The organism is Corynebacterium sp. HMSC075F02, from assembly GCF_001838335.1.
Lineage (GTDB): Bacteria > Actinomycetota > Actinomycetes > Mycobacteriales > Mycobacteriaceae > Corynebacterium > Corynebacterium jeikeium_D.
The window spans coordinates 101,443-116,411 of sequence record NZ_KV836311.1 but is presented as its reverse complement, the minus strand read 5'-3'; the positions used below and the strand labels follow the sequence as shown (position 1 = coordinate 116,411).

Below are 14,969 nucleotides of genomic sequence, written 5' to 3'. Positions count from 1 at the left end.
GCGGTTATGAAAGTAGACTAAGGTGTCTATTCATGACTGATCGCCACTCTTCCGAGTTCCTCACCGCACTGCACAGCCGTGTACTCATTGGCGATGGCGCCATGGGTACCCAGCTGCAGTCTTTTGACCTCGACGTTGACGCGGACTTCCTCGGCTACGAGGGCTGTAATGAGATTCTCAATGACACTCGTCCCGACATCATCGAGACGATTCACCGGCGTTATTTCGAGGCCGGCGCCGACCTGGTGGAAACCAATACCTTCGGCTGCAACTTCCCGAACCTCGCGGATTACGACATTGAAGACCGTATCCAGGAGCTAGCGCACAAGGGCACCGCAATCGCCCGCAAGGTCGCTGACGAAATGGGGCCGGGGCGCGAGGGTATGCGACGCTTTGTCCTCGGTTCGCTGGGCCCGGGCACGAAGCTGCCATCGTTGGGGCACGCTCCGTACGCTCAGCTTCGCGACGCATACACGGAGGCCGGACTCGGCATGATTTCCGGTGGCGCGGATGCGTTTTTGATTGAGACCTGTCAGGACTTGCTGCAGGTAAAGGCGGCCGTCAACGGCGTCAAGGCCGCCATGCGACAGGCTGACAAGAAGATTCCGATCGTCGTCCACGTGACCGTCGAGACCACAGGCACCATGCTGATGGGCTCGGAGATTGGTGCAGCCCTGGCAGCGCTACAGCCGCTGGGTATCGACATGATTGGCCTGAACTGTGCAACGGGTCCGGACGAGATGAGCGAGCACCTACGCTACCTGTCCAATTTCGCCTCCATCCCGGTATCGGTAATGCCGAATGCGGGTCTGCCAGTGCTGGGTAAGAACGGTGCGACCTACCCGCTGACCGCCCCAGAGCTGGCCACAGCGCTGCGCGGCTTTGTTGAAGAGTTTGGCCTGGCGATGGTCGGTGGCTGCTGTGGTACCACACCGGAGCATGTTTCCGCTGTTCGCGATGCTATTACCGGTGCAGGCGCTTACGCTGAGCAGGGCCCTGCTGTTCAGGCAGCACGCCCATCGACGGATCCGGACGCAAAGCCAATCGATGAGGTCGCTTCTCTGTACTCGGCAGCCCCGCTGACGCAGACAACCGGCATCACCATGATTGGTGAGCGCACCAACGCCAACGGTTCCAAGGCTTTCCGCGAGGCCATGCTGGCCGGCGATTGGGAGAAGTGCCTTAACACCGCCCGCGGTCAGGTCACCGATGGCGCACACATGATTGACCTGTGTGTGGACTACGTGGGGCGCGACGGTCGCGATGACATGGCAACCCTGGCATCGCAGATCGCCACCTCGGTGACGTTGCCGGTCATGCTGGACTCCACGGAACCGGAGGTTTTGAAGACTGGCCTGGAGCACCTCGGTGGTCGCTGCGCGGTCAACTCTGTGAACTTTGAAGACGGCGATGGCCCGGACTCGCGCTACCAGCGCATTATGCGCCAGGTTGTTGAGCACGGTGCTGCCGTGGTCGCTTTGACTATCGACGAAGAAGGTCAGGCGCGTACAAAGGACAAGAAGATTGAGATCGCCGAGCGTCTCATCGCCGACATCACCGGCACGTGGGGACTGCGCGAGCAGGACATTATTGTCGACTGTCTGACTTTCCCGATTTCCACTGGCCAGGAGGAAACTCGCCGCGACGGCATCGAAACCATCGAAGCCATCCGCGAACTTAAGCGTCGCCACCCGAACGTGCACACCACGCTCGGTCTGTCCAACATTTCCTTCGGTCTGAACCCGGCGGCTCGCCAGGTACTCAACTCGGTGTTCCTCAACGAGTGCATCGAGGCCGGTCTGGACTCCGCCATTGCCCACAGCTCCAAGATCTTGCCGATGAACAAGATCGACGACAAGCAGCGCGAAGTCGCTCTCGATATGGTGTACGACCGCCGTCGTGAAGCGGGGCACCCCGACGGGGAGTACGACCCACTGCAGGTATTCATGGAGCTCTTCGAAGGAGTCTCCGCCGCTGACGCGAAGGACGCCCGGGCCGAAAAGCTCGCCGCCATGCCGCTGTTCGACCGCCTGGCGCAGCGCATCATCGACGGTGAGCGCACGGGTATCGAGGCTGACCTCGATGAGGGCATGAAGGAAAAGGAACCGCTGGCGATTGTCAACGAGGACCTGCTGCGTGGCATGCAGACCGTTGGTGACCTGTTCGGTTCTGGCCAGATGCAGCTGCCATTCGTGCTGCAGTCGGCCGAGACGATGAAGGCCGCGGTGGGCTACCTCGAGGGCTTTATGGATGCCGAGGATGCCACGGGCTCCAAGGGCTCGATTGTGCTGGCCACGGTGAAGGGCGATGTCCACGACATCGGCAAGAACCTGGTGGAGATTATTCTCTCCAACAACGGCTACACCGTGCATAACCTGGGCATTAAGCAGCCAATCGCTACGATTCTGTCCGCCGCCAAGGAACTGGATGTCGACGCCATCGGCATGTCCGGCCTGCTGGTGAAGTCCACTGTGGTGATGAAGGACAACCTGCTGGAGATCAACTCCGCCGGCGATGCCACCCGCTTCCCAGTACTGCTCGGCGGCGCCGCGCTGACGCGTAGCTACGTGGAAGACGACCTGTCCGAGCTCTACCACGGCGATGTCTACTACGGCAGGGATGCCTTCGAAGGACTGCGCATCATGGACGAGCTGATGGCAGCTAAGAAGGGCCTCGGCCCAGACGAGAATTCGCCAGAGGCCATTGCTGCCCGCGAGAAGAAGGAAGCTCGCCGCGCCCGCCGTGAGCGCTCCAAGCGCATCGCCGCGCAGCGCGCCGCCAAGGCTGCTGCTGAAGCCCCCGAGGTGCCGGAGCGTTCCGATGTCGCCGCTGATGTCCCCGTTGCGACACCGCCGTTCTGGGGAACCCGCATTGTCAAGGGCCTGCCCCTCGACGACTACCTGACCACCCTCGACGAACGCGCTCTGTTCATGGGGCAGTGGGGACTGCGCGGCACCCGCGGCGACGAGGGGCCGAGTTACGAGGAACTGGTCGAATCCGATGGTCGTCCACGCCTGCGCGCATGGCTGCAGCGCCTGCGCGCCGAGAACATCCTCCAGCATGCGGCTGTCGTCTATGGCTACTTCCCAGCAGTTTCTGAGGGCGATACCGTACACGTACTGCCGCTACCTGCGGAAGGGGAGCAGCCCGACCCCGCGGCAGAGCCAGTGGTGTCCTGGACCTTCCCGCGCCAGCAGCGTGGTCGCTTCCTATGCATTGCTGACTTCATTCGCTCGCGCGAAGATGCCATCGCCGCAGGACAGACCGACGTCATGCCGTTCCAGCTGGTGACCATGGGACAGCCCATCGCTGACTTCGCCAACGATATTTACGCCAAGAACGAATACCGCGACTACCTGGAGGTTCACGGTATCGGCGTGCAGCTCACCGAGGCGCTGGCCGAGTACTGGCACCAGCGCATTCGCTCCGAGCTCGCGTTCTCCGACGGCACAAGTGTTGGCGCGGAAGACTCCGACGATACCCAGGACTTCTTTGACCTGAAGTACCGTGGCGCTCGTTACTCCTTCGGCTATGGTTCCTGCCCGGATCTGACCTTCCGTCAGGGCATGATTGACCTGCTGCAGCCGGAGCGCATCGGCGTGGAGCTCTCTGAGGAGCTCCAGCTGCACCCAGAGCAGTCCACCGATGCGTTCGTGCTCTACCACCCGGAAGCGAAGTACTTTAACGTGTAGCTTCGCGTTATCCCTGCGGTCGCACCAGCAAGGTCTGCATGCTGCGGCCGATGGGGCCGTGCACATCGTAGAGCTCGCCCGCGGTCATGCCGATTCCGTCCGGCCCAATGGAACCGCGGGCGGCGATGCCCACCCAGCCGCCGTCTTCCGACTGCAACTCCGATTCCGCCGACTTCTCCGAGGCGCCGAGCTGGGGGAGTCGGTGCAGGTGAACCACTAAGTCGGTATTCATAAACGCCCACTGGTGCGGGCTCAGCGTGGCCCCGATACCGTTGGCGGTATCAGCTACCTGCATGACTCGCTCCACCGCAGTCGGCTCCTCCCCGAGCACGATTGGGTACTGCGCGCGAACCCAGTGAATTTGCGTCTCGGCCAGCTCTTCCGTCGCGCCGGCGCGGGCTTCAATTGATTCGATGTAGCCGCCACTCCAATCGTCGGTAAGCGGAATGTACTCGGCGCTGCATTCCTCGGGCCCGGGCACCTGCTTGTCGAATGCACGCTCAATATCCCGCGTATCCGCAGTGGCCATCATCCATGCGGACGCCGTGGCAACTGGCCGCCAGGCACCCTTGACGTCGGCAAGCAATTCGGCTTCGACCTTGGCGATTTGCCGCCCCGGGCGCGAGACCCATGAGCGCGCGCGGAGCTCCGTGTACGGTACAGCCGACAACAGATCCACGGCGATGCGAGTAATACGCATCCCCTCGCTTTCCAGACGGCGGCGCTCCAACATGCGCGTCAGCAGCGCCGACGGCGGCGCACCGTGCTGAAACGGCCCCCACGCCCCATAAGTGAAGCTAGTGGGCATGAAGCGCTCGTAGCTGAGCTCGCCTTCGGTGACCGTCCCTAGCGGAATGAAGTATGCCTCGGGTTGGTCGATAGCCTGGGCGAGCGAATCTTCAGTGGTTGTCATAGCGAGTCGATGCCTTTCATTCGCGCGGGACACGTTCATGCGGTGGTTTCATGTAACACCGCAATATACTTTCCTTCCTGAAACTCTAAACCTTTATCCGACGGTTTTGCTGACATAATCGCTAAAAGCTTGCGTGCCTGGCATAGTCGCATGGTGTGAAAGCAATTTTGTGGGACATGGACGGCAGCCTCATCAACACGGAACCTCTGTGGGAGATTGCCACGTACGACCTCTCGGAATTCGTAGGCCGTCGCCTGACTCCGGAGTTGCGCATGCAGTGCGTCGGCAACACGCTCTGGGACACGCTGTCGATTTGTGCTGATCATGCGGGACGCACGCTTGACGACGAGCTGTTTGCCTCGGGCTCCCAATTCGTCGAAGGTCGCTTCACTGAATTGGTTCTAGAACATGGGGTGGAGTGGCGCCCGGGTGTGCCGGCGATTTTGGACCAGGCCCGGGCTGCTGACATTCCGGTGGTGTTGGTGACCAATACCCGTCGGCACGTGGCGCAACCCTGCATTGATGTCATGGGGGAGCAGCACTTCGCCGCAACAGTGTGTAGCGATGAGGTGGCCAACGGCAAACCGGCACCGGATCCGTACTTGCGTGGCGCAGAGCTAGCCGGATTTGCGCCAGAGGACTGCCTGGCTATCGAAGATTCCTCAACGGGGGTGCGCTCTGCACTCGCTGCGGGATGCACGGTGGTGTGGAATCCAATGCCGGATGTGAGCGTTTCGCAGGCTGATGTGGGGACGTTAGTACCCCCGGCGCGCTTCATTTCGGGCAATTTGGATACCTCGAATTTGGGCTTATTGCGGGCTGCTTTCGCGGGCGAGTAGACGACATGGAACAATAGACCGGGTGAAGAACTTTGATGACCTGTTTGCAGAGCTGAAGGAAAAAGCACAGTCGCGCCCCGAGGGATCGGGCACAGTCAAGGCGCTGGACGCTGGTGTGCATTTCCAGGGCAAGAAAATTGTCGAAGAGGCCGGTGAGGTCTGGCTTGCAGCTGAGCACGAATCTGACGAAGCCCTCGCAGAGGAGATTTCGCAGCTGTTGTACTGGCTGCAGGTGGTCATGGTCGGTCGCGGGCTGAGCCCCGAGGATGTTTACAAGTACCTGTAGGAGAAATCAACACCATGCTGCGTATTGCCGTGCCCAACAAGGGATCGCTGTCCGAGGCGGCAGTCGAAATCCTGAAGGAAGCTGGCTACCCGGGTCGAGGCGACTCCAAGAGCCTGACCATCCACGACGAAGCCAACGACATTGAGTTTTTCTTCCTCCGCCCGAAGGATATTCCTATCTACGTTGGCAACGGCCATCTGGATTTGGGCATCACCGGCCGCGACCTGGCCGCTGACTCGCTGGCTCCGGTCGATGAGGTTCTGAATCTGGGCTTCGGCGCCTCGACCTTCCGCTACGCCGCTCCGGCCGATGAGGAGTGGACCGTAGAAGCTCTGGAGGGCAAGCGCATTGCCACCTCGTACCCGAATCTGGTGCGCGAGGATCTGAAGGCTCGTGGCATTAACGCCACCGTCATTCGCCTTGATGGTGCAGTGGAGATTTCCATCCGCTTGGGAGTTGCCGACGTTATCGCCGATGTTGTCTCCACCGGTCGCACCCTGCGCAAGCAGGGATTGAAGCCATTCGGCGATGTTTTGGTCAGCTCTGAGGCAGTTGTTGTCGGACGCAAGGGTGTAGAGGTCACCGAGGAGCAGCAGGTGTTCCTGCGTCGCATGACCGGCATTCTGCATGCCAAGACGTACTTGATGATTGACTACAACATCCGTGCGTCCGCGCTGGAAGAGGCATCCAAGCTCACCCCGGGGCTGTCCGGCCCGACCGTGTCGCCGCTGGCTAACGAGGATTGGGTAGCAGTTCGCGCGCTAGTTCCGAAGGCAGAGGCCAACCCGCTCATGGACGCACTGGCAAAGATTGGTGCCGAGGCGATCTTGGCTTCGAATATCCGTATCGCGCGTATTTAAGTCACGCGAACCTTACACGCTATCCAGTGGGAGCTTCCTAGCTGAATCCACCCTTTACCTACGCTAGCGTAGGTAGTAATATTGACACTAAGAGTGCGCACGGCGTTAGCCGGACCGAAGCAGTAACTTTATGCCTGTACATGCGGCACATACGCCAGCACTGTAGTTTTGGCGGTGTAACCAATCATCGCCACTAAATGTGGCCCACAAGGCTGCGTCTACTAGGTCTGCTAAAAGGCTAGAAGGGATTGCTTCCACATGTCCGCAACACGTACCGAGGTCGACCTGCTTGGCTCTATGGAGGTCCCGGCAGAGGCTTACTACGGCATCCACACCCTGCGCGCAATCGACAACTACCAAATCTCAGCCAAGACCATCAACGACGTGCCCGAATTCATTCGTGGCATGGTGATGGTGAAGAAGGCCACGGCCATTGCCAACCAGCGCGTCCACACGCTGCCCAGCGATGTTGCAGACATCATCGTCGCCGCATGTGATGAAATCCTGGAAAAGGGACGCTGCATGGATCAGTTTCCAATCGATGTCTTCCAGGGTGGAGCTGGCACCAGTCTCAACATGAACACCAACGAGGTCATCGCTAACCTCGCTCTAGAACTGCTCGGCCTGGAAAAGGGCCGATACGACGTCATTCACCCCAACGATGATGTCAACCAGTGCCAGTCAACCAACGATGCCTACCCAACAGGTTTCCGTCTTGCCATCCACATGTCGCTGCTGAGCCTGCAGAAGCACTTCGACTCCCTGGTTGAGGCTCTACACGCCAAGGGTGATGAATTCAACGACATCATCACAATGGGGCGCACGCAGCTGCAGGATGCCGTTCCCATGACCCTGGGACAGGCTTTCCACGCATTTGCCCACAACCTTGAGGAAGAGCAGGAGTCCATCGCAACTGCGTCGGCACGCCTGCTGCAAATCAACCTGGGAGCAACCGCTATCGGTACCGGTGTAAATGCGCCGGCAGGCTACCGCGAGGCCGTGACCCAGGCGCTGCGTGAGGTCAGTGGCTTTAAGGTGACCTCTGCGAAGGACCTAATCGAAGCCACCAGCGATACCGGCGCCTACGTCAGCGTGCATGCATCCCTGAAGCGCGCGGCCATGAAGATTTCCAAGATGTGCAACGACCTGCGCCTGCTGGCATCGGGTCCACGAGCCGGACTGAATGAAATCAACCTTCCGGAGCGCGCCGCTGGGTCTTCGATTATGCCGGCAAAGGTTAACCCGGTAATCCCAGAGGTCGCGAACCAGGCCTGCTTCAAGGTCTTCGGCAACGACGTGACCCTGACCTGGGCAGCCGAGGCTGGCCAGTTGCAGCTAAACGTGATGGAGCCTGTCATCGGCGCATGCCTCTTCGAGTCGATTGAACTGCTGCGCAGTGCTACCGACACTCTGCGCGACAAGTGCATTACCGGCATCACCGCTAACCCGGAAGTTTGCCGCGGCTATGTGGAAAACTCCATCGGTATCGTGACCTACCTGAATCCGGTCATTGGCCACCACGAGGGCGATATGATTGGCAAGGAAGCCGCTCGCACTGGCCGCTCCGTCCGGGACATTGTCCTCGAACGCGGGCTGATGGACGAGAAGGAGCTCAACCAGGTCCTGAGCACCGAGAACCTCATGCACCCGGAATACCGGGGGAAGCGCTACGTGGCAGGGGAGTCTCGCCTCGACGATTTGTCCTAAGCGGCAACAAGTCTAACGAGTGACTTTTCGGAGATACACATGTTAGTTGCCGTCCAAATCTCTATCGTTCTAGCAGCGATCCTCCTTGGCGCGCGTCTTGGTTCAATTGCTATCGGGTTCGCCGGTGGGCTGGGCGTTTTGGCGCTGGGCATCACCGGGGTTCCGGTCACCAAAGACGACATTCCGTTCGATGTCATCGGCATCATTATGTCGGTAATCGCGGCAATTGCCGCTATGCAGAAGGCCGGAGGCATGGACTATCTCGTCCACATTGCCGAACGGTTGCTGCGCAAGAATCCGCGACACATCACCTACTGGGCCCCGGTTGTCACCTACCTGATGACACTGCTCGCCGGCACCGGCCACACCGCATTTTCCACCCTCCCAGTTATCGCCGAAGTATCCAAGGAGGGAGGCGTTCGCCCGTCCCGCCCGCTGTCCGTGGCGGTCATCGCATCTCAGTTGGCGATTACGGCATCACCCATTTCAGCGGCTGTGGTGCTGATGGCTTCGCTCATGGAACCCCGCGGCGTTGGTTATCTCACACTCCTGGCGATTGTCATTCCTTCGACGTTCCTCGCCATCCTTCCGACCGCCTTTGTCACGAATCACCTAGGCAAAGAGCTTGACGACGATCCGGAGTATCAAAGCCGCTTGGAAAAGGGGTTAGTCTCCAAGCCACGTGGCCAGATGAGCGAATACGTGCCAACCAAGTCGGCCAAGTGGTCCGTGGCGGTTTTCCTACTCTCGATTCTCGCGGTGATGGTCTATGCGACCATCAGCACTGAACAGGTCGGCCTCATCGCTGATCCCACGCTCCCACGAAACGAGGCAATCATGTCAATCATGTTGACCGCCGCCACCGTTATCGTGCTGGCCTGCAAGTTGGACGCGGCAACCATTTTGAACACACCGGTGTTCAAATCGGGCATGTCCGCCAGCGTCTGCGTTCTCGGTGTGGCGTGGCTGGGAACCACAATTATCAACCACTACATCGACGACATTAAGGCCGCGTCCGGCAGCCTACTGACCACAATGCCGTGGATGCTGGCAATCGTGCTCTTCTTCGCGGCCGCATTGCTGTACTCGCAGGCGGCCACGGCAAAGGCCATCATGCCCGCTGCACTCGCGGTGGGAGTTTCTCCCATCACTGCGATTGCTTCCTTCGCAGCGACTTCCGCGCTATTCGTACTGCCTACTTACCCGACGCTCCTTGCCGCGGTGGAGATGGACGACACTGGCACAACCCGAATTGGCAAATACGTGTTTAACCACTCGTTCATCATCCCAGGAACCTTATGTATTGCCCTGTCCGTCGCGTTCGGATTCGCCTTCGGCAGCGCACTGCTGTAGTGGGGGACTACCTAAAACACCGCATAGAGAAACTGACTAGGTTTATGACAAAATCGAAGCTGTGAATTCCATTCACCTGTCATAAACCTAGTCAGTAACTTTTACTGGCACCGTTACCGCCGACGGCGGCACCCCGCGAAAGCTAACATCGCCGCGAGAGCCACCGCCATCCGCAGCTTTTACTCAGCGCCACCATCGCCGACAGCACCCGGCCAACCGGGGTACTCCGGGGTGACCCCGCCATAGGCAGGGCACAGCTCCTGGAAAGAACACCATCCGCAGAGTTTGGACTTCTTCGGCACAAAGTCACCGTTTTCACCGTCGCGCACGATCGCCGACCACAAGTCGGCAATCTCCGCTTGGAAGGCCTCTAATTCCGCCGAGGTGGGGCTGAGCACCAGGTCATCGGCAACCTTCAGGTACATCAACCGCAGCTGTTCCGGGATACGACCGGTGAGTCGCCACCACACCAGCGCGTAAAACCGCATCTGGAAGAGCGCCTCATCCTGGAAGCGAGGAGAGGGCTTCTTGCCCGTCTTGTAGTCGACAATCCGGACCTCACCGGTCGGGGCAATATCGACGCGGTCGATAAAACCACGAAGTGGCACCGACAACGGCACAGTCTGATCTGCATCCGGATCGATAACCAGCTGAACGAACTTTTCCATCTCGGCAGCATCGAAGCCCATGGGGTTTTCCATCATGAAATATCCCTTGAGCAGGCCGCGGCATTCGACCAGGAAGTCGTAGTAATCATCCTCCGGAACTAGCGCAATCAGTTCCTCGTCCTTTGCACGCATGTCCTCCCAGGTCGGCTTCAGACGCTTCACCGCCGCTGGGTAAGTGCGTTCTTCACGGGGCCAGGCATGCATCTGTTCGAGCACAGCATGCACCAACGTGCCCTTGACCTGCGCGACAGTCGATGGCTCCGGAATCTTGTCAATCGCACGGAACCGGTACTTCAGCGGGCACTGGCGGTAGTCATTAGCTCTCGACGGCGACAGCGCCAACTTAGAGCGGCGGGAAGGCTGAACTGCTGACTTAGAACTTTGGGCATTGTCGGGCATACTAGCCAGGTTAGAGTACCGCCCGGATTTGGCTGCACCCGACACAACCCGACCCAACCAAACCGAACCAGACCCACCCCGACCCAACCAAACCCCAAAAGGAGGCCACACACCTATGGCATTGAGCGGACCATTCCAGGTCGGCGACCGAGTCCAGCTGACTGACTCGAAGAATCGCCACTTCACCGTCATCCTCGAGGAGGGTGGCAAGTTCTTCACTCACCGCGGCACCATCCTCCACGACGACCTCATCGGCGCCAAGGAAGGCACCACCGTCACCTCCAGCGAAGGCACCGTCTACCTCGCCATGCGTCACTTGCTGGTCGATTACGTCCTGTCCATGCCGCGCGGTGCTGCGGTGATTTACCCGAAGGATGCTGCACAGATCATCGTCGAGGGCGACATCTTCCCAGGTGCGCGCGTGTTGGAGGCCGGCGCTGGCTCCGGCGCGCTCAGCCTCAACCTGCTCCGCGCCATCGGCGCTGACGGGCAGCTTATTTCCTACGAGGTCCGCGAGGACCACATCGAGCACGCGGAACGCAACGTTGTCGACTTCATGGGTCACAAGCCCGACAACTGGGACTTGCGCCTGGGCGATCTCAACGAGGCCTCCGTCGAGTCGCTCGGCGGCCCGGTCGACCGAGTCATTCTGGACATGCTCGCTCCATGGGAATGCCTGGACACCGTTTCGAAGGTGCTTCAGCCTGGCGGCGTGCTCATGGTCTATGTCGCCACTGTTCCGCAGCTAATGAAGGTCATGGAGGGCATCCGCGCGCAGAAGTGCTTCACCGAACCACGCGCCTGGGAATCCCTGGTCCGCGACTGGAATGTTCAGGATCTCTCCGTCCGCCCGGCGCACCGTATGCAGGCACATACCGCATTCCTGGTGTGGGCACGCAGGCTTGCCGACGGCACGGTGCCTCCGCGCCCACAGCGACGAAATCAAAAGAAGCTCTAGACCCGCCGCTACCCGCTGGGAGGTGTAGCCGTCGTAACGTGATGCGACACACGGTCTAAATCGACCAAGCAACAACGGCATCTGGCCCTATGGGTAATCTGGGATACATGACAACGCCGTCTGACAAAATCCGTGATCTTGAGCAGAAGAACTACAACCTCGGCATTCGTAATAATCGCCTGGTTGAGCTGTTGCGGGACTCCCGTAACAAGCTAGAGCTACTGCGCCAAGACATGGAGGACATGCTGGAGCCGCCTAGCACGTACGGTATTTTCCTTAAGCCAGGACCGGAGAAGGGCACCGCAGAGGTGTTTACCGGAAATCGACGGATGCGCCTGCGGGTGCAGCCGGAGATTAACGAGCGGGCGCTTCGGCCGGGCGCGCAGGTGCGTCTGAATGAGGGCTCGATAATCGTGGAGGACTGCGGTTATCCGGAAAGCGGCGACATCGCCAATGTTCGTGAGGTGCTGCCGGATCGGGAGCGCATTTTGGCCTCGGATACTCACGGTGAGGAATTCGTGGTGTCTCTGGCGGGGGATCTGTCGCCGAAGCCGGGGGACTCGGTGATGATTGACCGCAAGTCGGGCTATGCGTTTGAGGTCATTCCGAAGTCCGAGGTGGAAAACCTGGTGCTGGAAGAGGTACCGGATGTCACCTACACGGATATCGGTGGTCTGGATAGCCAGATTGAGCAGATTCACGACGCCGTGGAGATGCCGTTCCTGCAGCCAGAACTGTTTGAGCAATACAACCTGCGTCCTCCGAAGGGTGTGCTGCTCTACGGCCCTCCCGGCAATGGTAAGACGCTGATTGCCAAGGCTGTGGCTAATTCGTTGGCTCGCAAGATTGCGCTATCCCGAGGTAAAACCGAGTCGGAGGCGCAGCGGGCGCAGTCGTACTTCTTGAATGTCAAGGGCCCGGAGCTGCTGAACAAGTTCGTGGGTGAGACGGAGCGTCAGATTCGCCTGATTTTTGACCGCGCTCGCGACATTGCTGAGGATGGCAAGCCGGTTATTGTCTTCTTCGATGAGATGGACTCGATTTTCCGCACTCGTGGTTCGGGCATCTCCTCGGATATGGAGAACACTGTGGTTCCGCAGCTGCTCAGTGAACTTGACGGTGTGGAGGGGCTGGAAAACGTCATCGTGATTGGTGCCACCAACCGCGAGGAGATGATTGACCCAGCAATTCTGCGCCCGGGACGCCTGGATGTGAAAATCCGCATTGAGCGCCCGAATGAGGCTGCGGCGAAGGATATCTTCCGCAAGTACTTGCCCCCTGAGCTGCCGTACAACGCAGCCGAGGTGGAAGCGCGCGGTGGGGTGGAACAGAATGTCGCACACCTCATTGACCAGGTTGTTGAGCGGATGTACGCCAAGACAGTAGAAAACGAGTACGTGCGAATTCGCTATGCAGATGGCACCAGCGAGGTTATGTACTACCGCGATTTCAACTCCGGCGCGATGATTTCCAACATCGTCGACCGTGCGAAGAAGTCCGCCATCAAGTCGGTTATCGCTGGCGGCGAGGCTGGTATTAGCCTGGATCACCTGCTGTCCGCAGTGGCGGAGGAGTTCGCGCAGAACGAGGACCTGCCGAACACCTCGAACCCGGATGAGTGGGCTCGCATCTCCGGTCGTCCAGCGGCGCGCGTTGCCTCGGTTGAGGTGATTCGCCATGGCTAATTCCGCCGCCAGTTCTGCACAGCCGAACCGCTTCTTCGGCACGGAGATTGAGTACGGCATTTCCAGCCCAGACAACCCCGATGTCAGCCCAATTCTCACCTCCACGCAGGCCGTGCTGGCTTTCGCGCATGAGCAGGAGGAGAGCCTGTCGGGGCGCATCCGCTGGGATTACGCACCAGAGTCGCCACTGCGCGACAGTCGTGGCTTCGACCTGCGGCGTTACCACCAGCCACCGATCGTGGACCCGAACGCCGTCGGCGCTGCAAACCTGCTGGTGCAAAATGGTGCTCGCTTCTACGTCGATCACGCGCACCCGGAGTACTCCTCACCGGAAACGGCAACTGCCCGCGAAGCGGTTATCGCTGACCGCGCAGGTGACAAGATTATGCTGCGCGCAGCTCAGCTTGCCGCCGAAGCCACCGATGCTGAGGGCAATCCAGGTCCGATGCTGAAGCTCTACCGCAACAATGTCGATGGCAAGGGCGCCTCGTATGGTGCCCACGAGAACTACCTTTTCTCCCGAGAAACCGAGTTCGATGACATCGTCGCCGGTCTGACGCCGTTTTTCGTCACCCGCCAGGTGTTCACGGGCGCTGGTCGCGTGGGTCTGGGGCAGACGGGGCAGGAGTCGGGTTTCCAGATTTCGCAGCGCGCGGACTACATCGAGACTGAGGTCTCGCTGGAGACCACTTTGAACCGCGGCATCATCAACACCCGCGATGAACCACACGCAGACTCCGATCGCTTCCGCCGCCTGCACGTCATCATCGGTGATGCCAACATGAGCGAGGTCGCCACCTTCCTCAAGCTGGGCACCACAGGTTTGGTCATCGACGCCATCGAGGACGGCGTGCGTTTCGACGACCTGCAGCTCCGCAACCCCGTCGAGGCCGTCCATAAGGTCTCCCGAGACTTGACTTGCACCGAGAAGCTGCAGCTGGCAGACCATGTCACGTGGATGTCCGCAGTGGAAATGCAGTACGAGTACCTGCGTCGCGTGGAGAGCTACGACCAGCAGGGCGACGTCGTCAAGCTCTGGCGTGAAGTGCTCGACGTGCTTTCCGACGACCCCCGCAAGGCAGCCCATCTGCTGGATTGGGTGGCGAAATACAACCTCATGGAGGGCCTGCGTACCCGCCTGGGCGCGGGCTGGGACCACCCGAAGTTGGCGTTGATTGATATTCAGTACTCGGATATTGACCCTGCTCGTGGGCTGTACCATGCGCTGGTGCGCCGCGGTTCGATGCGCACACTCGTGACCGAGGAAGAAGTCGACCGAGCGGTTGAATACGCACCGGAGTCTACGCGTGCGTATGTACGCGGTGGCATTCTGCGCCGCTTTGGCAAGGATGTCGTCGCGGGCAGTTGGACCAGCTTGGTGGTGGACACCGCGGGGGTGTATCGGAGCACTCGTGACGTGGAGTCGCCTGGAATTACGCTGGCCTACATTACGCTGGATGAAGTTGACCGTTTCACTGCCGCAGAATGCGGTGACGTGTTGGAGTCTGCGGAGACAGTGGCCAAGGTGGTTGAGCATCTGCGTACTCTCGGGGCTATCCGCGAACAATAGGCACACATAGTGCAGTAATAGAGCAGTAATACTCAAAAG

11 protein-coding genes are annotated in these 14,969 nt (G+C 59.8%); 9 read left to right on the top strand and 2 right to left on the bottom strand.

The features are described 5' to 3' along the window. Window positions 1-32: 32 nt before the first annotated feature. Window positions 33-3,692 carry a methionine synthase gene (gene metH / locus HMPREF2920_RS05090; RefSeq protein ID WP_070567075.1) on the top strand — a complete coding sequence of 1,220 codons (3,660 nt, stop codon included), beginning with the start codon at window positions 33-35 and terminating at the stop codon, window positions 3,690-3,692. Window positions 3,693-3,699: 7 nt separating this feature from the next. On the opposite strand, the gene HMPREF2920_RS05085 is transcribed toward metH, so the two are convergent. Next, a complete protein-coding gene (locus HMPREF2920_RS05085; protein WP_016422790.1) occupies window positions 3,700-4,605 on the bottom strand; it encodes a thioesterase family protein in 906 nt (301 codons plus the stop codon). Between the two features lie 155 nt (window positions 4,606-4,760). Between HMPREF2920_RS05085 and HMPREF2920_RS05080 the strand changes: the two genes are divergently transcribed. The 5 genes from HMPREF2920_RS05080 to HMPREF2920_RS05060 all read left to right on the top strand — a co-directional run bounded on the left by HMPREF2920_RS05080 (window position 4,761) and on the right by HMPREF2920_RS05060 (window position 9,650). After that, window positions 4,761-5,444 (top strand): HAD family hydrolase, encoded by a 684-nt coding sequence (locus HMPREF2920_RS05080; protein ID WP_080985620.1) that lies wholly within the window; start codon window positions 4,761-4,763, stop codon window positions 5,442-5,444. A gap of 22 nt (window positions 5,445-5,466) precedes the next feature. After that, the gene (locus HMPREF2920_RS05075) at window positions 5,467-5,730 is read left to right on the top strand and encodes a phosphoribosyl-ATP diphosphatase (protein WP_005510825.1); all 264 of its coding nucleotides are present in this window, start codon (window positions 5,467-5,469) and stop codon (window positions 5,728-5,730) included. A gap of 14 nt (window positions 5,731-5,744) precedes the next feature. Then, window positions 5,745-6,590, top strand: a complete 846-nt coding sequence (gene hisG / locus HMPREF2920_RS05070; protein WP_016422792.1) for an ATP phosphoribosyltransferase — start codon at window positions 5,745-5,747, stop codon at window positions 6,588-6,590. 258 nt (window positions 6,591-6,848) lie between these two features. After that, window positions 6,849-8,297, top strand: a complete 1,449-nt coding sequence (aspA, locus tag HMPREF2920_RS05065) for an aspartate ammonia-lyase (protein ID WP_016422793.1) — start codon at window positions 6,849-6,851, stop codon at window positions 8,295-8,297. Between the two features lie 39 nt (window positions 8,298-8,336). After that, complete coding sequence (locus HMPREF2920_RS05060; protein WP_070429706.1) at window positions 8,337-9,650, top strand: anaerobic C4-dicarboxylate transporter; 1,314 nt, start codon at window positions 8,337-8,339, stop codon at window positions 9,648-9,650. A 179-nt stretch (window positions 9,651-9,829) separates the two neighbouring features. On the opposite strand, the gene HMPREF2920_RS05055 is transcribed toward HMPREF2920_RS05060, so the two are convergent. Continuing rightward, complete coding sequence (locus tag HMPREF2920_RS05055; RefSeq protein ID WP_070854073.1) at window positions 9,830-10,717, bottom strand: RecB family exonuclease; 888 nt, start codon at window positions 10,715-10,717, stop codon at window positions 9,830-9,832. A gap of 115 nt (window positions 10,718-10,832) precedes the next feature. Between HMPREF2920_RS05055 and HMPREF2920_RS05050 the strand changes: the two genes are divergently transcribed. The 3 genes from HMPREF2920_RS05050 (at window position 10,833) to dop (ending at window position 14,930) form a co-directional block, all read left to right on the top strand. Beyond that, a complete protein-coding gene (locus HMPREF2920_RS05050; protein ID WP_049170556.1) occupies window positions 10,833-11,675 on the top strand; it encodes a tRNA (adenine-N1)-methyltransferase in 843 nt (280 codons plus the stop codon). A 107-nt stretch (window positions 11,676-11,782) separates the two neighbouring features. Further along, entirely contained in the window at window positions 11,783-13,360 is a 1,578-nt protein-coding gene (arc, locus tag HMPREF2920_RS05045) for a proteasome ATPase (RefSeq protein ID WP_241486341.1), read from the top strand. Next, complete coding sequence (gene dop / locus HMPREF2920_RS05040; protein WP_070854072.1) at window positions 13,353-14,930, top strand: depupylase/deamidase Dop; 1,578 nt, start codon at window positions 13,353-13,355, stop codon at window positions 14,928-14,930. The genes arc and dop overlap by 8 nt, the downstream gene beginning before the upstream one ends. Window positions 14,931-14,969 lie beyond the last annotated feature (39 nt).

Excerpts from the sequence above, each read along its gene's own strand:
- metH (WP_070567075.1), top strand. The coding sequence starts at position 33 with ATGACTGATCGCCACTCTTCCGAGTTCCTCACCGCACTGCACAGCCGT.
- HMPREF2920_RS05085 (WP_016422790.1), bottom strand. The coding sequence starts at position 4,605 with ATGACAACCACTGAAGATTCGCTCGCCCAGGCTATCGACCAACCCGAG.
- hisG (WP_016422792.1), top strand. The coding sequence starts at position 5,745 with ATGCTGCGTATTGCCGTGCCCAACAAGGGATCGCTGTCCGAGGCGGCA.
- aspA (WP_016422793.1), top strand. The coding sequence starts at position 6,849 with ATGTCCGCAACACGTACCGAGGTCGACCTGCTTGGCTCTATGGAGGTC.
- HMPREF2920_RS05060 (WP_070429706.1), top strand. The coding sequence starts at position 8,337 with ATGTTAGTTGCCGTCCAAATCTCTATCGTTCTAGCAGCGATCCTCCTT.
- HMPREF2920_RS05055 (WP_070854073.1), bottom strand. The coding sequence starts at position 10,717 with ATGCCCGACAATGCCCAAAGTTCTAAGTCAGCAGTTCAGCCTTCCCGC.
- HMPREF2920_RS05050 (WP_049170556.1), top strand. The coding sequence starts at position 10,833 with ATGGCATTGAGCGGACCATTCCAGGTCGGCGACCGAGTCCAGCTGACT.
- arc (WP_241486341.1), top strand. The coding sequence starts at position 11,783 with ATGACAACGCCGTCTGACAAAATCCGTGATCTTGAGCAGAAGAACTAC.
- dop (WP_070854072.1), top strand. The coding sequence starts at position 13,353 with ATGGCTAATTCCGCCGCCAGTTCTGCACAGCCGAACCGCTTCTTCGGC.